Genomic DNA, 22,215 nt, shown 5'->3' on the forward strand with positions numbered 1-22,215 from the left:
AGTCATGTCAGAGCGCGTCATCCTGGCCTATTCCGGCGGTCTGGACACCTCGGTGGCGATCAGCTGGATAGGCAAGGAGACCGGCCGTGAGGTGGTGGCGGTGGCGATCGACCTCGGGCAGGGCGGCGAGCACATGGACGTCATACGGCAGCGGGCGCTGGACTGCGGCGCGGTGGAGGCTGTCGTCGTCGACGCCCGCGACGAGTTCGCCGAAGGCTACTGCCTGCCCACCGTGCTGAACAACGCGCTGTACATGGACCGCTACCCGCTGGTGTCGGCGATCAGCCGGCCGCTGATCGTCAAACACCTGGTCGCCGCGGCGCGCGAGCACGGCGGCGGCATCGTCGCGCACGGCTGCACCGGCAAGGGCAACGACCAGGTCCGGTTCGAAGTCGGGTTCGCCTCGCTGGCACCGGATTTAGAGGTGTTGGCGCCGGTGCGCGACTACGCGTGGACGCGGGAGAAGGCGATCGCGTTCGCCGAGGAGAACGCGATCCCGATCAACGTCACCAAACGTTCGCCGTTCTCCATCGACCAGAACGTCTGGGGCCGCGCGGTGGAGACCGGCTTCTTAGAGCACCTGTGGAATGCCCCAACCAAGGACATCTACGCCTACACCGAAGACCCCACGATCAACTGGGGGGTCCCCGACGAGGTGATCGTCGGCTTCGAACGCGGCGTGCCGGTGTCCGTCGACGGCAAGCCGGTGTCGATGCTGGCGGCGATCGAGGAGCTCAACCGCCGCGCCGGAGCGCAAGGTGTCGGGCGCCTCGACGTCGTGGAGGATCGGCTGGTGGGCATCAAGAGCCGCGAGATCTACGAGGCGCCCGGCGCGATGGTGCTGATCACCGCGCACACCGAACTCGAACACGTCACCCTGGAGCGTGAGCTGGGCCGGTTCAAACGCCAGACCGACCAGCGCTGGGCCGAACTGGTCTACGACGGGCTGTGGTACTCGCCGCTGAAGGCCGCGCTGGAGGCTTTCGTCGCCAAGACCCAGGAGCACGTGTCCGGCGAGGTGCGGCTGGTGCTACACGGCGGCCACATCGCGGTCAACGGCCGGCGCAGCGCGGAATCGTTGTACGACTTCAACCTGGCCACCTACGACGAGGGCGACAGCTTCGACCAGTCCGCCGCCCGCGGCTTCGTCTACGTGCACGGGCTGTCCTCCAAGCTCGCCGCCCGCCGGGATCTGCGGTGACGGTTCTCCCGCGAGCAGACGCAGAATCGCACCGCCACGCCCGTCGGCGTGCGATTCTGCGTCTGCTCGCCACAGAAAAGTGAGCACCAACGAGGGGTCGCTGTGGGGCGGGCGGTTCGCCGGCGGCCCGTCCGACGCGCTGGCCGCGCTGAGCAAGTCCACCCACTTCGACTGGGTGCTGGCCCCCTACGACCTCACCGCGTCGCGGGCGCACACCATGGTGCTGTTTCGGGCCGGGCTGCTCACCGAGGAGCAACGCGACGGGCTGCTCGCCGGCCTGGACAGCCTCGCCCAAGACGTCGCCGACGGCAGCTTCGGCCCGCTGGTCACCGACGAGGACGTGCATGCCGCGCTGGAGCGGGGCCTGATCGACCGGGTCGGACCGGACCTGGGCGGCCGACTGCGGGCCGGGCGCTCGCGCAACGACCAGGTGGCCGCGCTGTTTCGGATGTGGCTGCGCGACGCGGTGCGCCGGGTCGCCACCGGTGTGCTCGACGTGGTCGGTGCGCTGGCAGAGCAGGCCGCCGCACACCCGAGCGCCATCATGCCCGGCAAAACCCACCTGCAGTCCGCCCAGCCGATCCTGCTGGCACACCATCTGCTCGCGCACGCCCACCCCCTGCTGCGCGACCTGGACCGCATCGTCGACTTCGACAAACGCGCGGCGGTGTCCCCGTACGGCTCGGGCGCCTTGGCCGGCTCGTCGCTGGGCCTGGATCCCGACGCGATCGCCGCGGACCTCGGTTTCTCGGCTGCCGCGGACAACTCCGTCGACGCGACCGCCGCCCGCGACTTCGCCGCCGAGGCGGCGTTCGTGTTCGCCATGATCGCCGTCGACCTGTCCCGGCTGGCTGAGGACATCATCGTCTGGAGCTCGACGGAATTCGGCTACGTCACGTTGCATGACTCGTGGTCCACCGGTAGCTCGATCATGCCGCAGAAGAAGAATCCGGACATCGCCGAGCTGGCCCGCGGCAAGTCCGGGCGGCTGATCGGAAACCTGGCCGGGCTGCTGGCCACCCTGAAAGCCCAGCCCCTGGCCTACAACCGCGACCTGCAGGAAGACAAGGAGCCGGTGTTCGATTCGGTGGCCCAGCTGGAGCTGCTGCTGCCGGCGATGGCCGGGCTGGTGGCCAGCCTGACCTTCAATGTCCAGCGGATGGCGGAGCTGGCCCCGGCCGGCTATACGTTGGCCACCGATCTCGCCGAATGGCTTGTGCGGCAAGGTGTTCCGTTTAGGTCCGCGCATGAGGCCGCGGGTGCGGCGGTGCGTGCGGCCGAACAGCGCGGCGTGGGGCTGCAGGAACTCACCGACGACGAGCTGGCCGCCATCAGCCCCGAGCTGACCCCGCAAGTCCGCGAGGTGCTGACCATCGAAGGCTCGGTGTCGGCCCGCGATTGCCGGGGTGGCACCGCGCCGGGCCGGGTTGCCGAGCAACTGAACGCCATTGGTGAAGCCGCCGAGCGGCTGCGCCGCCAGCTGGTGCGCTGAGGGGGCCTCGAAACTTTGCCGGCCAGTTCCAGGCGGGCTAAACTTCGGGCTCTAGGCGACCCGGTTGAACCATTCGGCCTCGATGTGCGTGTCAAAGGGGTGGGACCAGTGAGCGTCATCGCAGGTGTGTTCGGCGCGTTGCCGCCGTATCGCTATTCACAACGCGAGCTCACCGACTCGTTTGTCAGCATCCCGGATTTCGAGGGCTACGAAGACATCGTTCGCCAGCTGCACGCCAGCGCCAAAGTCAACAGCCGCCACCTGGTCTTGCCGCTGGAGAAATACCCGAAGCTGACCGACTTCGGCGAGGCGAACAAGATTTTCATCGAAAAAGCCGTGGACTTGGGCGTGCAAGCCCTGGCGGGGGCACTCGACGAGTCCGGTCTGCGACCCGAGGATCTCGACGTGTTGATCACCGCCACGGTCACCGGACTGGCGGTGCCGTCGCTGGATGCCCGGATCGCCGGGCGGCTGGGGCTGCGCGCCGATGTCCGGAGGGTGCCGCTGTTCGGGCTGGGCTGCGTGGCCGGGGCGGCCGGGGTCGCCCGGCTGCACGACTACCTGCGCGGGGCCCCGGACGGCGTTGCCGCGTTGGTCTCGGTCGAGCTGTGTTCACTCACGTATCCGGGATACAAGCCGACGCTGCCGGGCCTTGTCGGCAGTGCGTTGTTTGCTGACGGCGCCGCGGCGGTGGTGGCCGCAGGTGTGAAGCGCGCCCAGGACATCGGCGCCGACGGGCCGGACATCCTGGATTCGCGCAGCCATCTGTACCCCGACTCGCTGCGCACCATGGGATACGACGTCGGCTCGGCCGGGTTCGAGCTCGTCCTATCACGGGACTTGGCGGCCGTGGTCGAGCAGTATCTGGGCAATGACGTCACCACCTTCCTGGCTTCGCACGGCCTGAGCACCACCGACGTCGGCGCCTGGGTCACCCATCCCGGGGGACCCAAGATCATCAACGCCATCACCGAGACCCTCGACCTGTCGCCGCAGGCTCTCGAGCTGACGTGGCGCTCGTTGGGCGAAATCGGGAATCTGTCGTCAGCGTCGGTGCTGCATGTGCTGCGTGACACCATCGCCAAACCGCCCCCCAGCGGAAGTCCCGGGTTGATGATCGCCATGGGCCCAGGCTTCTGTTCCGAACTCGTGTTGCTGCGCTGGCACTGATGCTGGATTCCGCGAGCGTAACGCCACTGCGCTATTCGGATCGCAATCTCGCAGTGACGTTACGCTCGGCGGACCTCGTGCCATGAACAGCACTCCCGAAGACCTCGTCAAGGCCCTGCGCAGATCGCTCAAGCAAAACGAGCGACTGAAGCGAGAGAACCGGGATCTTCTTGCCCGGACCACCGAGCCGGTGGCGGTGGTGGGGATGGGATGCCGCTATCCGGGTGGGGTGGATTCGCCGGAGACGCTGTGGGAGCTGGTGGCACACGGCCGTGACGCGGTTTCGGAGTTCCCGGCGGATCGCGGCTGGGATGTGGCGGGGTTGTTTGACCCCGATCCCGACGCGGTAGGCAAGTCGTATACCCGGTGCGGCGGGTTCTTGACGGATGTCGCCGGTTTTGACGCCGAGTTTTTCGGGATCGCACCCAGCGAGGCGCTTGCGATGGATCCCCAGCAGCGGTTGCTGTTGGAAGTGTCGTGGGAAGCGTTGGAGCGGGCGGGCATCGACCCAATCACGTTGCGGGGTTCGCAGACGGGCGTGTTCGCCGGGGTGTTCCACGGCTCGTATGGGGGCCAAGGCCGGGTGCCGGGTGACCTGGAGCGCTACGGGCTGCGTGGCTCGACGCTGAGCGTGGCCTCCGGGCGGGTGGCGTATGTGTTGGGCCTGCAGGGCCCGGCGGTGTCGGTGGATACCGCGTGTTCGTCGTCGTTGGTGGCACTGCATTTGGCGGTGCAGTCACTGCGCCTCGGCGAATGCGACCTGGCGCTGGTCGGTGGGGTCACCGTGATGGCCACCCCGGCGATGTTCATCGAGTTCAGCAGGCAGCGGGCGCTGTCCGCCGATGGTCGTTGTAAGGCCTATGCGGGTGCCGCCGATGGGACCGCGTTTGCCGAGGGCGCCGGGGTGCTCGTGCTGGCGCGGTTGGCTGACGCGCGCCGGTTGGGGCATCCGGTGCTGGCGCTGGTGCGCGGATCGGCGGTCAATCAGGACGGCGCCTCCAACGGGCTGGCCACGCCGAATGGGCCGGCGCAGCAACGGGTGATCACTGCGGCGCTGGCCAGTGCGCGGTTAGGTGTCGCCGACGTGGATGTGGTCGAGGGGCACGGGACGGGCACCACGTTGGGGGATCCCATTGAGGCGCAGGCGATTTTGGCGACGTATGGACAGCGGCCGGCCGATCGGCCGTTGTGGCTGGGGTCGATCAAATCGAACATCGGTCATACGTCGGCGGCTGCGGGGGTCGCCGGGGTGATCAAGATGGTGCAGGCGATGCGCCACGGCGTGCTGCCCAAGACGTTGCACGTGGATGTGCCGACGCCGCATGTGGATTGGTCGGCGGGGGCGGTGTCGTTGTTGACCGAGCCGCGGCCGTGGCACGTGCCGGGCCGGCCGCGGCGGGCCGGTGTGTCGTCGTTCGGGATCAGCGGCACCAACGCACATGTGATTCTGGAAGAGGCACCGGCAGTGGAACCGGTTGGCGCGGCCCATGGCAACGACCCGGTGGCGGTGCCGTGGGTGCTGTCGGCGAGGTCGGCGCAAGCGTTGACCAACCAGGCGCGACGGCTGTTGGCCTGGGTGGGCGCCGATGAGAACGTGCGCCCGCTCGATGTGGGGTGGTCGCTGGTCAACACCCGGTCGCTGTTTGATCATCGGGCCGTGGTCGTGGGCGCCGACCGCACTCAGCTGATGGAAGGGCTGACGGGTCTGGCGGCCGGCGTGCCCGGCGCCGACGTGGTGGCGGGCCGCGCCCAGACGGTGGGCAAGACGGCATTCGTGTTCCCGGGCCAGGGCGCGCAGTGGCTGGGCATGGGAGCCCAGTTATGTGCTACCGCACCGGTGTTCGCCGAACATATCCATCGCTGCGAACGGGCGCTGCGTGAGCACGTGGAGTGGTCGCTGCTCGACGTGCTGCGCGGGGCACCCGGCGCACCGGGGCTGGATCGGGTGGATGTGGTGCAGCCGGCGTTGTGGGCGGTGATGGTGTCGCTGGCCGAATTGTGGCGGTCGGTGGGTGTGGTTCCCGACGCGGTCATCGGGCATTCGCAGGGGGAGATCGCGGCGGCATATGTGGCGGGCGCCCTGTCGCTTCGGGACGCGGCTGCGGTGGTGGCACTGCGCAGCCGGTTGCTGGTGCGGTTGGGCGGTGCCGGCGGCATGGTCTCGTTGGCCTGTGGCCAGCCGCAGGCCGAGAAGTTGGCGTCCCAATGGGGAGACCGACTGAATATCGCTGCAGTCAATGGTGTCTCGTCGGTCGTGCTGGCCGGCGAGACGGATGCCGTGACGGAGCTGATGCAGCGATGTGAGGCCGAAGGCATTCGTGCCCGCAGGATCGACGTCGACTACGCGTCACACTCGGCGCAGGTGGACGCGATCCGGGAGGAGCTCATCGCGGCGCTGCGAGGTATCGAACCCCGTACTTCCACGGTGGCGTTCTTCTCCACTGTCACCGGCGAACTCATGGATACCGCCGGTGTGAACGCCGAGTACTGGTACCGAAGCATCCGCCAGCCGGTGCAGTTCGAACGCGCCGTCCGCAACGCCTTCGACGGCGGATACCGGGTGTTCGTCGAATCCAGCCCCCATCCGGTCCTGATCGCCGGCATCGAAGAGACGTTGGTCGACTGTGATCGCGGCGCTACGGGTGAACCGATTGTCATTCCGACGCTGGGTCGCGATGACGGCGGGGTGGGCCGGTTTTGGCTGTCGGCGGGGCAGGCCCACGTTGCGGGCGTGGGTGTTGACTGGCGTGCCGCGTTTGCCGACCTGGGAGGCCGCCGGGTGGAGTTGCCGACGTACGCGTTTGCGCGCCAGCGGTTCTGGCTAGACGGCCTAGGTGCTGTTGGCGGCGATCTGGGTGGTGTCGGCTTGGTGGGCGCCGAGCATGGATTGTTGGCTGCAGTGGTGCAACGGCCCGACTCGGGTGGGGTGGTGTTGACGGGCCGGATATCGGTGGTCGCTGCGCCGTGGCTGGCCGATCATGCGGTGGGCCCGGTGGTGCTGTTCCCGGGCACGGGGTTTGTTGAGTTGGCCTTGCGGGCCGGTGACGAGGTGGGTTGTTCGGTGCTGCAGGAGTTGACGTTGCAGGCACCGTTGGTGCTGCCGGCAGATGGGGTGCGGGTCCAGGTGGTGGTGGGCGGCGTCGAGCAGTCGGGTACTCGGAATGTGTGGGTGTATTCGGCTGCCGGCCAGGCGGATTCGAGTCCGGGATGGACGTTGCACGCGCAGGGCGTGTTGGGGGTTGGCTCGGTGCAGCCGGCCGCGGAGCTGTCGGTGTGGCCGCCGGTTGGGGCACGGGCGATGGACGTCGCCGACGGGTATCAGGTGTTGGCGGCGCGGGGGTATGGGTATGGGCCGGCGTTTCGGGGTTTGCAGGCCTTGTGGCGGCGGGGGGCCGAGGTGTTCGCCGACGTCACTCTCCCTGAGGGTGTGCCGATACGGGGGTTTGGGATTCATCCGGCGGTGTTGGATGCGGCGTTGCATGCGTGGGGAATTGTCGAGGGTGAGCAGCAGACGATGTTGCCGTTCTCGTGGCAGGGGGTGTGTTTGCACGCAAGCGGGGCTGCGCGGGTCCGTGTGCGACTGGCGCCGGTGGGCCGGGGGGCGGTGTCGGTGGAGTTGGCCGATCCGCAGGGGTTGCCGGTGTTGTCGGTGCGGCAGTTGATGGTTCGTCCGGTCTCAGCGGCCGCGTTGTCGAGGTCGACCGCCGGCGACCGGGGATTGCTGGAGATGATCTGGACACCGGTGCCGTTGGAGGGCGGCGACATTGGCGACGACGCCGTGGTGTGGGAGCTGCCGCCTCACGCCGGCGCGCAGGCCGGCGGGGATGTGCTGGCAGCGGTGTACCGGGGTGTGCACGAGGTGTTGGAGGTGTTGCAGTCGTGGTTGGCTAGCGATGCGACCGGTCTGGGTGTGGTGGTGACGCGTGGGGCGGTGGGTCCGGTTGATGACGATGTCACCGATTTGGCGGGTGCTGCGGTGTGGGGGTTGGTGCGCTCTGCCCAGGCTGAACATCCGGGCCGGGTGGTGTTGGTGGATACCGATGGGTCGGTCGCTGTCGAGGATGCGGTTGGTTTCGGCGCACGCTCGGGTGAGCCGCAGCTGGTGGTTCGTCGAGGCCGGGTATATGCGGCACGGTTGGCCCCGGTAGCGGCCGGGTTGACTTTGCCTTCGGCGTCGGCTGGGGGCTGGCGGTTGGTTGCCGGTGGTGGGGGGACTTTGGCGGATGTGGTGGTGGCGCCCGTTGCTCCGGTGGAGCTGGCGACGGGGCAGGTGCGGGTGGCCGTGGGTGCGGTGGGGGTCAATTTCCGGGATGTGTTGGTGGCGTTGGGGATGTATCCCGGCGGCGGGGAACTGGGTGTCGACGGGGCAGGGGTGGTCGTTGAAGTCGGCCCGGGGGTAACCGGTTTGGCCGTTGGTGACCGGGTGATGGGGTTATTGGGGCTGGTGGGTTCGGAGGCGGTGGTGGATGCGCGGTTGGTAACCATGGTGCCGGCGGGCTGGTCGTTGGTGGAGGCAGCGGCCGTGCCGGTGGCGTTTCTGACGGCGTTTTACGGGCTGTCGGTGTTGGCGGAGGTCGCGGCGGGGCAGAAGGTGTTGGTGCATGCCGGCACCGGCGGGGTTGGTATGGCAGCGGTGTCGTTGGCGCGGTATTGGGGTGCAGAGGTTTTCGTCACGGCGAGTCGCGCCAAGTGGGATACATTGCGGGCGATGGGTTTTGACGATATCCATATCTCCGACTCGCGATCGTTGGAGTTCGAGGAGGCGTTTCTGCGGGCCACCGAGGGCAGCGGTGTGGACGTAGTGCTGAACTCGCTCGCCGGTGAGTTCACCGATGCCTCGCTGCGGCTACTGCCCAGCGGTGGCCGCTTTATCGAGCTGGGTAAAACCGATATTCGCGACGGGCAGACGGTGGCCGAGCGGCATCGGGGGGTGCGGTATCGGGCGTTCGATTTGGTCGAAGCCGGCCCAGACCGCATTGCGGCGATGCTTTCCGAGGTAGTGGGGTTGCTAGCGGCCGGAGTGTTGGCGCGGTTGCCGGTCAAGACTTTTGATGCGCGATGCGCCCCGGCGGCCTACCGGTTTGTCAGTCAGGCCCGTCATATCGGCAAGGTCGTGTTGACCATCCCCGATGGTCCGGGTGGGCAGTCCGGGTTGGCGGGGGGCACCGTGGTGGTCACTGGGGGGACCGGCATGGCCGGTTCGGCGGTGGCTACCCATTTGGTCCGGCGACATGGGGTGGCCAATCTGGTTCTGGTCAGCCGAAGCGGTGAGCAGGCCGACAGGGCGGCAGAAGTCGCGGCCCTGTTGCGCGAGGGCGGGGCCCAGGTGGCGGTGGTCTCCTGTGATGTGGCTGATCGTGATGCGCTGGCGGCATTGTTGGCGGGTCTGGATCCGCGCTATCCGCTTAAAGGGGTGTTTCATGCCGCTGGGGTGTTGGACGATGCCGTGATCACGGGCTTGACACCGGATCGGGTGGATACGGTGTTGCGGGCCAAGGTCGATGGGGCCTGGAATCTGCACGAGCTAACCGAGGACATGGATTTGTCGGCGTTTGTGGTGTTTTCGTCGATGGCCGGGATTGTGGGCACACCGGCTCAGGGGAATTATGCTGCGGCGAATGCGTTTTTGGACGGGTTGGTGGCCTATCGGCGCTCGCGTGGGCTGGCCGGATTGTCGGTGGCGTGGGGACTGTGGGAGCAGGCCTCGGCGATGACCCGGCACCTCGGCGAGCGGGATCGCGCCAGGATGACGCAGGCCGGGCTCGCTCCGCTAACCACCGAGCAGGCGCTAGGGTTCCTGGACACTGCGCTGCAGGCCGATCGCGCGGTGGTAGTGGCGGCCCGGCTGGATCGTGCCGCGCTGGCCGGCGCTGGTGCTGCGCTACCGGCATTATTCAGCCAGTTGGCTGCCGGTCCGACCCGGCGGAGGATCGACGCCGCCGATACGGCGGTGTCGATGTCGGGCTTAGTCAGCCGGCTGCATGCGCTCACGCCCGAGCGGCGGCAGCGCGAACTCACCGATTTGGTGATCAGCAATGCCGCGGCGGTGTTGGGTCGTTCCAGCAGTGTCGATATCAACGCTCACAAAGCATTCCAAGATCTCGGGTTCGATTCCTTGACCGCCGTGGAGCTGCGCAACCGACTCAAGACCGCCACCGGGCTCACGTTGTCGCCCACGCTGATCTTCGACTACCCCACGCCGGCCACGCTGGCCGAACACCTCGACAGCCGGCTAGTCACCGCCAGCGGTAGCGATCAACAAAGCCTGTCAGACCGTGTTGACGACATCACCCGCGAGCTAGTTGTGCTGCTTGACCAACCCGACTTGAGCGCCAACGTCAAAGCGCACCTGCGCACCCGCCTGCAAACCATGTTGACCAGCCTGACCACTGAAGACGACGACATCGCCGCCGCGACCGAAAGCCAGCTTTTCGCCATCCTCGACGAGGAACTCGGCTCCTAACCCCCCGCAAGGAACACCAATGTCGGGAACCACCACGCATGTTGACTACCTGAAGCGTCTCACGGCAGATCTGCGGCGCACCCGCAGACGCCTGTCCGACTTGGAAGCCAAGTTGTCCGAGCCGGTTGCGGTGGTCGGAATGGGATGCCGTTATCCAGGTGGGGTGGATTCGCCGGAGACGTTGTGGGAGCTGGTGGCCCAGGGCCGTGATGCGGTATCGGATTTTCCGGCGGATCGCGGGTGGGATGTGGACGGGTTGTTTGATCCTGACCCGGATGCATGCGGGAAGATGTATACCCGCCGCGGGACGTTTCTGGAGCATGCGGGTGACTTCGACGCCGGATTCTTTGGAATCGGTCCTAGCGAGGCGCTGGCGATGGACCCGCAACAGCGCCTGCTATTGGAAGTGTCGTGGGAAGCGTTGGAGCGTACGGGAATTGACCCGACCAAGTTGCGGGGTTCGGCAACGGGTGTGTTCGCCGGTGTTATCCATGCCGGCTATGGGGGCCAGCTATCCGGCGAGCTGGAAGGCTATGGGTTAACGGGTTCGACGCTGAGTGTGGCCTCCGGGCGGGTGGCGTATGTGCTGGGGTTGGAGGGTCCGGCGGTGTCGGTGGACACGGCGTGCTCGTCGTCGTTGGTGGCGCTGCATTTGGCGGTGCAGTCGCTGCGGTCGGGGGAATGCGATTTGGCGCTGGCCGGTGGGGTGACGGTGATGGCCACCCCCGCCGCATTCGTCGAGTTCAGCCGGCAGCGGGCGCTGGCGCGCGACGGTCGGTGCAAGGTATACGCCGGTGCCGCCGACGGGACCGCGTGGTCAGAAGGCGCCGGGGTGCTGGTGGTGGAGCGGCTGGTGGATGCACGGCGGTTGGGGCATCCGGTGCTGGCCCTGGTGCGCGGATCGGCGGTCAATCAGGACGGCGCCTCCAACGGTTTGACGGCACCCAATGGGCCATCCCAGCAGCGGGTGATTCGGGCGGCGTTGGCCAGTGCGCGACTGCGCGCGGTTGAGGTGGATGTGGTCGAGGGGCACGGGACCGGGACCATGCTGGGGGATCCGATTGAGGCGCAGGCGCTTTTGGCGACCTACGGTCAGGACCGCGTTGAGCCCCTGTGGTTGGGGTCGATCAAATCGAACATCGGTCATACATCGGCGGCGGCGGGGGTGGCCGGGGTGATCAAGATGGTGCAGGCGATGCGGCATGGGGTGATGCCCAAGACATTGCATGTGGATGTTCCTACGCCGCATGTGGATTGGTCGGTGGGGGCGGTGTCGTTGTTGACTCAACCGCGGGCGTGGTCGGTTCACGGCCGGCCGCGGCGGGCCGGGGTGTCGTCGTTCGGGATCAGCGGCACCAATGCGCATGTGATTCTTGAGCAGGCACCGGTAGTTGAAAGTGTTGTGCCAGAAGTTGCATCCCCAACAGCGGCGTCCGCCGTGCCGTGGGTGCTGTCGGCCCGGTCGGAGCAGGCGTTGGCCGGTCAGGCGCAGCGGCTGCTGGCTTTCGTCGCGGCCAACCCGGATTTGGATCCGATCGATGTGGGGTGGTCGTTGGTCAAGACGCGGGCGATGTTCGAGCATCGGGCGGTGGTCGTGGGTGCTGATCGCGGGGCCCTGCTGGCGGGGTTGGCGGCGTTGGCCGCTGGTGAGTCGGGTGCGGGCGTGGCAGTGGGTCGAGCGCGGTCGGTGGGGAAGACGGTGTTCGTGTTTCCCGGGCAAGGGGCCCAATGGGTAGGCATGGGAGCGCAGTTATATGCCGAATTACCCCTGTTCGCCCTGGCTTTTGACGCGGTGGCCGAAGAGCTGGATCGGCACCTGCGGCTGCCGCTGCGAAACGTGCTCTGGGAAGGTGACGAGGCGCTGTTGACTAGCACCGAGTTCGCCCAGCCGGCGTTATTCGCAATCGAAGTGGCGTTGGCAACGTTGTTGCAGCACTGGGGTATCAGCCCGGATTTCCTGATCGGACATTCGGTGGGCGAGATCGCGGCAGCACATTTGGCCGGGGTGTTGTCGTTGACCGATGCGGCGGGTTTGGTGGCTGCCCGCGGCAGGTTGATGGCGGAGTTGCCCGCCGGTGGGGTGATGGTGGTGGTGGCCGCCAGCGAAGAAGAAGTGCTGCCAGTGCTGGTCGACGGGGCGAATCTCGCGGCGGTCAACGCGCCGCACTCGGTGGTGGTTTCAGGGTGCGAGGCAGCGGTCAGCGATATTGCCGATCACTTTGCCCGCAGGGGCCGCCGGGTGCATCGGCTAGCGGTATCACATGCGTTTCATTCGTTGCTGATGGAACCGATGCTTGCCGAGTTCACGCGGATCGCTGCCGGTATTTCGGTGTCGAAACCGCGGATTCCGTTGGTGTCCAATGTGACCGGGCAGATGGCCGGCGCAGGCTACGGCGATGGACAGTACTGGGTGGAGCATGCGCGGCGCCCCGTGCGATTTGCCGAGGGCGTCCAGTTGCTGAATGCGGTTGGGGCCACAAGGTTTGTTGAGGTGGGTCCCGGCGGTGGCCTGACAGCATTGGTCGAGCAGTCGCTGCCTTTAGGCGAGGCGCTATCGGTGGCGATGATGCGTAGAGAGCACCCCGAAGTGTCGTCGGTGCTCGGCGCCGTGGCGACATTGTTCACTGCGGGTGCCCAAATGGATTGGCCGGCGGTGTTTGGCAGTCCGGGTCGACGGATCGAATTGCCGACCTATGCGTTTCAGCGGCAGCGGTATTGGTTGCCGCCTACGTCGGCGGGTTCGGCAGACATCAGCGGTGTTGGTCTGCTGGCAGCCCGGCATGGTTTGTTGGGTGCGGTTGTGGAGCAACCGGATTCGGACGTGGTGGTACTGACCGGCCGGCTATCGGTGGGGGAGCAGCGGTGGTTGGCCGATCACGTGATCGCTGGAGTGGTGTTGCTCGCCGGTGCGGCTTTCGTGGAACTGGCGCTGCGAGCCGCCGACCAGGTGGATTGTGGGGTGGTCGAGGAGCTGACGGTGGTGACTCCGTTGGTTTTGCCGACGGTGGGCGGGGTGCAGCTACAGGTGGTGGTGGGTGTCGGTGAGATGGGTCAGCGGCCAGTGTCGATATATTCACGCAACGCTGAGTCGGATTCCGGGTGGGTGTTGCATGCCCGGGGCGTATTGGGGGCAAAGGCGGTTGCCCCGGCAGCGGATTTGTCGGTGTGGCCGCCGCTGGGTGCTGCCCCGGTTGATGTCGATGGCGCCTATCAGCGATTCGCCGAACTGGGCTATGAATATGGCCGGGCGTTTCAGGGTCTGACGGCCATGTGGCGGCGGGAATCGGAGCTCTTCGCCGATGTTGCCGTCCCCGACGATGTCGATGTGACGTTGAGTGGGTTCGGAATTCACCCACTGGTGCTGGATGCGGCCTTGCATGCAATGGGCATGGTGGGCGAGCAGGCAGCTACCATGCTGCCCTTCTCCTGGCAAGGGGTCTCCCTGCATGCCGCGGGTGCGTCCCGGGTTCGGGCGCGGATCGCGCCGGCCGGTGATGGCACGGTGTCGGTGGAGTTGGCCGATCAGGCGGGGTTACCGGTGTTGTCGGTACAGGCATTGGTCATGCGTTCGGTGTCGTCTCAGCTGTTGTCGGCGGCCGTCGCCGCTGCCGATGCCGCAGGTCGCGGGTTGTTGGAAGTGGCGTGGTTGCCAGTGGAATTGGCGCACAACGACATCAGCGCCGACCTCGTGGTCTGGGAGTTGGAGTCTTTCCAGGACGGTGTGGGTCCGGTGTATTCGGCTACGCATCGGGTGTTGGTGGCATTGCAGTCCTGGCTGGCCCAGGAGCGGGCCGGCCGACTGGTGGTGCTGACCCAAGGGTCGGTCGGCCAGGATGCCACGAACTTGGCCGGCGCCGCGGTGTGGGGGTTGGTGCGGTCGGCTCAAGCCGAACATCCGGGTCGGGTGATGTTGGTCGATTCGGACGGCTCGATGGATGTTGGAGATGTCATTGGCTGTGGTGAAGAGCAATTGATGATCCGGAACGGCACAGCCTATGCCGCCCGGCTGGCACAGCTTCGACCACAGCCGATCCTGCAGTTGCCCGATACCAACTCGGGCTGGCGGTTGGTCGCCGGCGGCGCGGGCGCCCTTGAGGATTTGACGTTGGCATCATGCCCTGCAAAGGAATTGGCACCTGGACAGGTTCGAATAGAGGTGCGGGCTTTGGGTGTCAATTTCCGGGATGTGTTGGTGGCGTTGGGAATATATCCCGGTGCCGCGGAGTTGGGGGCCGAAGGGGCAGGGGTGGTCACCGAAGTCGGTCCAGGCGTGACCGGTTTAGCAGTTGGTGATCCGGTGATGGGTCTGTTGGGGGTGGCGGGGTCGGAAGCGGTGGTCGATGCGCGGCTGGTGGTCAAGCTGCCGAACCGGTGGCCGCTGACCGATGCTGCGGGTGTGCCGGTGGTGTTTCTGACGGCCTACTACGCGTTACGCGTGCTGGCGCAGGTGCAGCCGGGCGAGTCGGTGCTGGTACACGCCGCTGCGGGCGGGGTGGGTATGGCGGCAGTGCAACTGGCTCGGCTGTGGGGATTGGAGGTTTTCGCTACTGCCAGTCGCGGCAAGTGGGACACGTTGCACACAATGGGATGTGACAACACGCATGTTGCCGATTCACGCACACTGGCATTCGAGGAGACGTTTTGGCTGACCACCGAGGGTCGCGGCGTGGATGTGGTGCTCAACTCGCTGGCCGGTGAGTTCACCGACGCATCGTTGCGGTTACTGCCGCGAGGCGGTCGCTTCATCGAGATGGGCAAAACCGAGTTCGGGACGCCCAGGTCGTTGCCCAGGACCATCCTGGGGTGGCCTACCGGGCTTTCGACTTGATGGAGGCCGGACCGCAGCGGATTGCGCAGATGCTGGCCGAGTTAGTCGAGTTGTTCAAAACTGAAGCGCTGCATCGGCTTCCAGTCAAGTCATGGGATGTGCGGCACGCTCGGGAGGCGTATCGGTTCTTGAGCCAGGCGCGCCATGTCGGCAAAGTGGTGCTGACCATGCCGGACGCGTGGGCCGCGGGCACGGTGCTGATCACCGGTGGCACTGGGATGGCAGGTTCTGCGGTGGCGCGTCATCTGGTGAGTCGATACGGGGTGCGGCAGGTGGTGTTGGCCAGTCGTGCTGGTGAGCACACGGAGAGCGTCGCAGCATTGGTGGACGAGCTCGGCTCGGCCGGCGCCCGAGTGCAGGTGGTGTCTTGCGATGTGGCCGATCGTGATGCGGTGGCGGGTTTGGTGGCAAGCCAACCAGATCTGACTGCAGTGTTTCATGCGGCTGGGGTTCTTGACGATGCGGTAATCACCGGATTGACGCCGGAGCGGGTGGATAAGGTATTGCGGGCCAAGGTCGATGGGGCCTGGAATTTGCATGAGCTCACCCGGCACCTGGATGTGTCAGCGTTTGTGTTGTTTTCGTCGATGGCCGGGATTGTGGGTGCGCCGGGCCAGGCCAATTATGCTGCAGCGAACGCGTTTTTGGACGGGTTGGCGGCCTATCGGCGATCACGTGGACTGGCCGCGTTGTCGGTGGCGTGGGGATTGTGGGAGCAGGCTTCGGCGATGACCGAGCATTTAGGCGAGCGGGATCGGGTCCGGATGAGTCGGGTTGGACTGGCGCCGTTGCCTACCAACCAGGCGATGGGATTCCTGGATGCCGCGTTGCTGGCGGATCGGCCCGTGGTGGTGGCTGCTCGGCTGGATCGTGCCGCGCTGGCCGGTGCCGAGCTGCCGGCACTATTTAGCCAGTTGGTTGCCGGTCCGATCCGACGGATCATCGACGGCGCCGATGAGGTGTCGGGGTCGGGATTGGCGTCGCGGCTGCACGGGCTGACTCCCGAGCAGCGGCACCGCGAACTCACCGAGTTAGTATGTAGCAACGCCGCGATCGTGTTGGGGCATTCCGGCACTGAGATCGACGCGCACAAGGCATTCCAGGATCTCGGGTTTGATTCGCTGACAGCGGTGGAGCTGCGCAACCGGCTCAAGACTGCGACCGGGTTGACCTTGCCACCGACCTTGATCTTTGACTACCCCACGGCCGCCGAGTTGGCCGAACACCTCGACATCCAGCTGGCGAACGCCCCTGCCGTCACGGTCGACCAACCCAACCCGTCGACTCGTTTCAACGAGGTCACCCGCGAACTACAAGCATTGCTCGACCAACCCAACTGGAACCCCGACGACAAAACGCGCCTGATCAAGCGATTGCAAGCGATTTTGACCGATTGCACCGCTCCACCGGCCAGCTCCGGCCCGTCTACCACCCATGACGACGAGGACATCACCACCGCCACTGAAAGCCAGCTTTTTGCCATCCTCGACGACGAACTTGGACCTTAGCGCACGTGCAACCGACAGGCATCGCAATCATCGGGCTGGCATGCAGGTTTCCCACCGTCGTCAGCCCCGGCGACCTCTGGGACCTGTTGCGCGACGGGCGAGAGGCTGCTGGATCCATTGACAACGTCGCCGATTTCGACGCCGACTTTTTCAACCTATCCCCCCGCGAGGCGAGCGCGATGGACCCCAGGCAACGACTGGCGCTCGAACTCACCTGGGAACTGCTCGAAGACGCTTTCGTGGTGCCGGAAACGCTGCGCGGACAACCGATCGCGGTCTACCTCGGAGCGATGAACGACGACTACGCAGTACTGACGCTCGCGGCGGACCGTGTTGACCATCACGCGTTCGCTGGCACTAGTCGGGCAATCATCGCAAACCGCGTGTCGTTTGCTTTCGGGCTGCGTGGACCAAGCGTGACGATCGACTCCGGTCAGTCGTCATCCCTGGTAGCGGTGCATCTGGCATGCGAAAGCGTGCGAACAGGCGAAGCGCCGCTGGCGATTGCCGGTGGTGTTCACCTCAACTTGGCACGCGAAACAGCCATGCTGGAACAAGAATTCGGCGCGGTATCGCCGTCCGGCCATACCTACGCATTCGATGAACGTGCCGACGGCTACGTACCAGGCGACGGCGGTGGCCTCGTTCTGCTGAAGCCGGTGCAAGCTGCCCTGGACGACGGAGATCGAATCCACGCGATCATCCGCGGCAGCGCGGTCGGCAACGCCGGGCACAGCGCTACCGGGCTGACCGTGCCGTCGGTCGCCGGCCAGGTGGACGTCATCAGGCGGGCGATGTCCGGCGCGGGGGTGGATTGCCATCAGGTTCACTACGTCGAGGCACACGGGACCGGCACCAAGATCGGCGACCCGATCGAGGCGCGGGCGCTGGGTGAGATCTTCGCGGCGCGGCAACGTCGCCCGGTGAGTGTGGGGTCGGTCAAGACCAATATTGGTCATACCGGGGGAGCCGCTGGAATCGCCGGATTACTCAAGGCGGTGTTAGCGATTGAAAATGCCGTGATTCCACCCAGCCTCAACTACGTCGGTGCCGCAATTGATTTGGATAGCCTTGGGCTTCGGGTCGACACCGCGTTGACGCCGTGGCCGGTGGCGGATGAGCCGCGACGGGCTGGGGTGTCGTCGTTTGGCATGGGTGGGACGAACGCGCATGTGATCCTGGAACAGGGTCCGACGCAGTCGCCAGAGATAGTGGAATCTGTTGCCGCAGCGGGTAGTAACGCTCCGGTGGCGGTGCCGTGGGTGTTGGCTGCGCGGTCGCCGCAGGCGCTAACCAACCAGGCGGGGCGGTTGTTGGCGCACCTGACTGCCGACGACGGCCTGACCGCGCTCGATGTGGGGTGGTCGTTGGTGAGTACCCGGTCGGTGTTCGACCATCGCGCGGTGGTGGTGGGCGCTGATCGGGGGCGTCTGATGGCGGGGTTGGCGGGGTTGGCCGCCGGTGAGCCGGGCGCGGGTGTGGTGGTGGGTCGTGCGCGGTCGGTGGGCAAGACGGTGTTTGTGTTTCCCGGACAGGGGTCGCAGTGGCTGGGGATGGGCCGGCAGTTGTACGGCCGGTACTCGGTGTTTGCCCGGGCTTTTGACGAGGTCGTTGCGGTGTTGGATGGGCAGCTGCGGCTGTCTGTGCGGCAGGTGATGTGGGGCGCCGATGCCGGGCTATTGGAAAGCACAGAGTTTGCTCAGCCGGCGTTGTTTGTCGTCCAGGTGGCATTGGCCGCGTTGTTGCAAGACTGGGGTGTGCTGCCCGATCTTGTGATGGGTCATTCGGTGGGTGAGATTGCTGCGGCGTATGTGGCCGGGGCGTTGTCGCTGGTGGATGCCGCGCGGGTGGTGGCGGCGCGCGGCCGGTTGATGCAGGCGTTGCCCGCTGGTGGGGTCATGGTGGCCGTAGCGGCCAGCGAAGACGAAGTGGCACCGTTGCTCACCGAGGGCGTGTGCATCGCTGCGGTGAACGCGCCGGAATCGGTGGTGATTTCGGGTGAGCAGGCTGCCGTGGGTGTGGTAGTGGATCGATTGGTGGGGTTGGGTCGGCGGGTGCGGCGGTTGGCAGTGTCGCATGCGTTTCATTCGGTGTTGATGGACCCCATGGTCGAGGAGTTCTCGAAGGTGCTGGCTGATGTCTGCGTGCGGGCGCCGCGGATTGGGTTGGTCTCGAATGTGACAGGTCAGCTGGCCGGTGCTGGGTATGGGTCGCCGGCGTATTGGGTTGAACATGTGCGCAAGCCGGTGCGGTTCTTCGACGGTGTGGGATTGGCTGAATCCCTCGGGGCCAGGGTGTTTGTGGAAGTGGGTCCCGGTGCCGGGTTGGAGGCGTCGGTGGCGCTGCTAGCCAGGGATCGGCCTGAGGTGGAGTCGGTGCTGGCCGGGGTGGGGCGACTGTTCGCCGAAGGGGTGGCGGTTGATTGGTCTTCGGTCTTTGCGGGTTTGGGCGGCCGGCGGGTGGAGTTGCCGACGTATGGATTTGCCCGGCAGCGGTTTTGGTTAGGTGACAATGGCGAGTTGTCGGTGGACCAGACGGGCAAAGACGCCGGCGCAATTGCGCGATTGCAAAGCCTAGCCCCACCGGAACTGCAGCGCCAGCTGGTAGAGTTGGTGTGCTTCCATGCAGCAATCGTTTTGGGTCGCAAGAGCAGCCATGACATCGACCCCGAATGTGCTTTCCAAGACTTGGGATTTGATTCAATGAGCGGGGTCGAACTACGCAATCGTCTCCAGATGGCTATCGGTTTGCCCGGCTTGTCGCTGCCGCGCACTTTGATCTTCGACTATCCCACTGCGAGTGCCCTCGCCGAATGCCTTGGCCAGCTCTTAGGCGGCCAACACGAATCATCCGACGACGAGAGTATTTGGCAGCTGCTGAAAAACATTCCTATCCACCAGCTTCGACGCACCGGCTTGCTGGACAAATTGCTGCTGCTGGCCGGCCAGCCCGAGGAGTCCTTGGCTGGTCGGACCGTCAGCGACGAGGTTATCGACTCGTTAAGCCCCGAAGCTCTTATCGGGCTGGCGCTCGATGAGGACGAGAACGATATTCGATGACGAAATCCGTCCTGGCAGGCTCAAATTATGCTATCGGCATAGGTGCAAATACGACAGGCGTTGAATAGCGATGTTTTTGCGAGATCGCGTAATGTGGCTTAAACTTTGGGCTTCGAGGGTGGCAAGTAACTTAAGTGGGCAGGGGCATGAGCGTCATCGCGGGTGTGTTCGGTGCGTTGCCGCCGCATCGCTATAGCCAAAGTGAGATCACTGATTCGTTTGTCGAGTTTCCCGGCCTTAAGGAACACGAGGAGATCATTCGGCGTTTGCATGCCGCCGCCAAGGTCAACGGTCGACACCTGGTGCTGCCGCTGCAGCAATACCCGTCGCTGACCGACTTCGGCGACGCCAACGAGATCTTTATCGAGAAGGCTGTCGACCTTGGCGTCGAGGCCTTGCTGGGCGCGCTCGATGATGCCAACCTGCGCCCCAGCGACATCGACATGATCGCCACCGCAACCGTCACCGGCGTCGCGGTGCCGTCTTTGGATGCCCGGATCGCCGGGCGGCTTGGTCTGCGCCCCGACGTGCGGCGGATGCCGTTGTTCGGTCTGGGCTGCGTGGCAGGGGCGGCGGGCGTGGCCCGCCTGCGCGACTACCTGCGTGGCGCGCCCGACGACGTCGCGGTTCTGGTCTCGGTTGAGCTTTGCTCGCTGACGTATCCCGCGGTCAAACCAACCGTGTCGAGTCTGGTCGGGACCGCACTGTTCGGCGACGGAGCAGCCGCGGTGGTCGCCGTCGGCGACCGGCGCGCCGAGCAGGTTCGCGCTGGCGGACCGGACATCTTGGACTCGCGCAGCAGCCTGTACCCCGACTCGCTGCACATCATGGGTTGGGATGTCGGTTCCCATGGCCTGCGGCTGCGGCTTTCCCCGGACCTGACGAACCTGATCGAACGGTACCTAGCCAATGACGTCACCACGTTTCTTGATGCCCATCGGCTGACCAAAGACGACATCGGCGCCTGGGTGAGCCATCCCGGTGGTCCCAAGGTCATCGACGCCGTCGCCACGAGCCTCGCGCTGCCTCCCGAGGCGCTCGAGCTGACCTGGCGCTCGCTGGGCGAGATCGGCAACCTTTCGTCGGCCTCGATACTGCATATTTTGCGCGACACCATCGAAAAGCGGCCACCCAGCGGAAGCGCCGGGCTGATGCTGGCGATGGGTCCTGGTTTCTGCACGGAACTCGTCTTACTGCGCTGGCGCTGACTTCCTGATTTCAACGGTCAATCCCGGCCAGGGGCGCAGCGCGGCAAAGTTGGCCGCCCGAATGCGGTGAGTCCGCTGAGCGGGCAACTGCAGCATGGCCCTGGCGACCAGCCGAGCGAGAATCACGGTCATCTCGGTGGTGGCCATGACGGCTCCGATGCATCGGTGCAGCCCGCCGCTGAACGGGATGAATTCATGTGGCGCGGGTTTGCGGTAGTCCGCTGCGTTGGGATCCCAGCGCAGCGGACGGAATTCGGTTGGCTCGGGCCAGATTTCTGGGAGCCGGTGGGTGACGTAGGCGCTGAAGATCAACAGGCGTCCCGCCCGGATGCGATGCCCGTCGAACCAGAGGTCACGCAGCACCCTGCGGGCCGAGATCACGCCGGGCGAGTACAGGCGCAGCGTCTCGTGAACAACTCCGTTGAGGTAGGTGAGCGCGCTCAGGTCATCGGCGGCGGGGACTCTGCCACCCAGCACGCGCGCGACCTCGCTGGCCGCACTCTCCCAGGTGCCGGGCACGGTCAGCAGTGCGTAGATCGCCCAGGCCAGCGCGCCGCTGGTGGTCTCGTACCCCGCGGTGATCAGCGAAACGATCGAATCGCGAATCTCGTTGTCGCTTAACGTAGTACCCTCTTCAGAGCAGCCACTAATCAACGTCGTCAACATGTGGTCGTCGGGTCTGGGTGCCGTGCGCGCGTCGGCGATCTGAGCGTCGATGAGGTCGTCGATGCGTTTGCGGGCTGCCATGGCCCGTCGCCACCCGGGCGAGTTGACCCGCTGCTGCAGCCGCATCACCTGAGGCGGCCGTCGGGTTAGGTCCAGCAGGGGCTGCAGTTGCTCACCGAGAAAATCGGAATGTACGGCGAGGCGCTGGCCGAACAGACTCTCGGCGGTACTGCGCCGGACCGCCGAGCGCAACTCTTGGTAGATGTCCAGCCGCTGTCCGGGCTGCCAACCGTCGATCACCGTGTCGATATTGGACACCATCGTTGCCACATAGCGCTGGACGTGATGGTGCCGCAGCCCCGGTGCCACCACACTGCGGCGGCGCCGGTGGTCCGCGCCGTCGCTGACGATCAGCGCGGTCGGCCCGTCGACGGGAACCAGGCTCTCAAACGTTTGGCTCCAGCTGAACGCGTCGGCATTGGCGAACACGAATCTGTTGGCCTCTGCTCCCAGGAGATAGGTGTAGCCATGCCCACCGACTCCGGCGTTGATCAGCGGACCGCGCCATCGATACAGCGCCAGCAGCGCTTCGCCAAGCGGGTAGCGCACCGTCCGATACG

9 protein-coding genes are annotated in these 22,215 nt (G+C 65.9%); 8 read left to right on the forward strand and 1 reads right to left on the reverse strand.

Annotated features, from left to right (window positions below):
• The first annotated feature begins 4 nt into the window (after nt 1-4).
• The 8 genes from argG to pks11 all read left to right on the forward strand — a co-directional run bounded on the left by argG (nt 5) and on the right by pks11 (nt 20,929).
• Nucleotides 5-1,201 (forward strand): argininosuccinate synthase, encoded by a 1,197-nt coding sequence (argG, locus tag Rv1658; protein NP_216174.1) that lies wholly within the window; start codon nt 5-7, stop codon nt 1,199-1,201.
• Between the two features lie 79 nt (nt 1,202-1,280).
• A complete protein-coding gene (gene argH, locus Rv1659; protein ID NP_216175.1) occupies nt 1,281-2,693 on the forward strand; it encodes an argininosuccinate lyase in 1,413 nt (470 codons plus the stop codon).
• A gap of 108 nt (nt 2,694-2,801) precedes the next feature.
• Nucleotides 2,802-3,863 carry a chalcone synthase gene (pks10, locus tag Rv1660; RefSeq protein NP_216176.1) on the forward strand — a complete coding sequence of 354 codons (1,062 nt, stop codon included), beginning with the start codon at nt 2,802-2,804 and terminating at the stop codon, nt 3,861-3,863.
• A gap of 82 nt (nt 3,864-3,945) precedes the next feature.
• Nucleotides 3,946-10,326 (forward strand): polyketide synthase, encoded by a 6,381-nt coding sequence (gene pks7 / locus Rv1661; protein NP_216177.1) that lies wholly within the window; start codon nt 3,946-3,948, stop codon nt 10,324-10,326.
• 19 nt (nt 10,327-10,345) lie between these two features.
• Nucleotides 10,346-15,154, forward strand: coding sequence for a polyketide synthase (gene pks8 / locus Rv1662; protein NP_216178.1), 4,809 nt, complete (start codon nt 10,346-10,348; stop codon nt 15,152-15,154).
• The gene (gene pks17, locus Rv1663; RefSeq protein ID NP_216179.1) at nt 15,154-16,662 is read left to right on the forward strand and encodes a polyketide synthase; all 1,509 of its coding nucleotides are present in this window, start codon (nt 15,154-15,156) and stop codon (nt 16,660-16,662) included. The genes pks8 and pks17 overlap by 1 nt, the downstream gene beginning before the upstream one ends.
• Before the next feature lie 5 nt (nt 16,663-16,667).
• Nucleotides 16,668-19,721: a polyketide synthase gene (gene pks9 / locus Rv1664; protein NP_216180.1), complete on the forward strand. Its 3,054-nt coding sequence runs from the start codon at nt 16,668-16,670 to the stop codon at nt 19,719-19,721.
• 146 nt (nt 19,722-19,867) lie between these two features.
• Nucleotides 19,868-20,929: a chalcone synthase gene (gene pks11 / locus Rv1665; protein NP_216181.1), complete on the forward strand. Its 1,062-nt coding sequence runs from the start codon at nt 19,868-19,870 to the stop codon at nt 20,927-20,929.
• Here pks11 and cyp139 read toward each other — a convergent pair.
• Entirely contained in the window at nt 20,912-22,204 is a 1,293-nt protein-coding gene (gene cyp139 / locus Rv1666c) for a cytochrome P450 Cyp139 (RefSeq protein ID NP_216182.1), read from the reverse strand. The genes pks11 and cyp139 overlap by 18 nt on opposite strands.
• Nucleotides 22,205-22,215 lie beyond the last annotated feature (11 nt).

Origin of the sequence: Mycobacterium tuberculosis H37Rv, assembly GCF_000195955.2 — a bacterium.
Lineage (GTDB): Bacteria > Actinomycetota > Actinomycetes > Mycobacteriales > Mycobacteriaceae > Mycobacterium > Mycobacterium tuberculosis.

Excerpts from the sequence above, each read along its gene's own strand:
- pks11 (NP_216181.1), top strand. The coding sequence starts at position 19,868 with ATGAGCGTCATCGCGGGTGTGTTCGGTGCGTTGCCGCCGCATCGCTAT.
- argG (NP_216174.1), top strand. The coding sequence starts at position 5 with ATGTCAGAGCGCGTCATCCTGGCCTATTCCGGCGGTCTGGACACCTCG.
- pks17 (NP_216179.1), top strand. The coding sequence starts at position 15,154 with ATGGAGGCCGGACCGCAGCGGATTGCGCAGATGCTGGCCGAGTTAGTC.
- pks7 (NP_216177.1), top strand. The coding sequence starts at position 3,946 with ATGAACAGCACTCCCGAAGACCTCGTCAAGGCCCTGCGCAGATCGCTC.
- pks8 (NP_216178.1), top strand. The coding sequence starts at position 10,346 with ATGTCGGGAACCACCACGCATGTTGACTACCTGAAGCGTCTCACGGCA.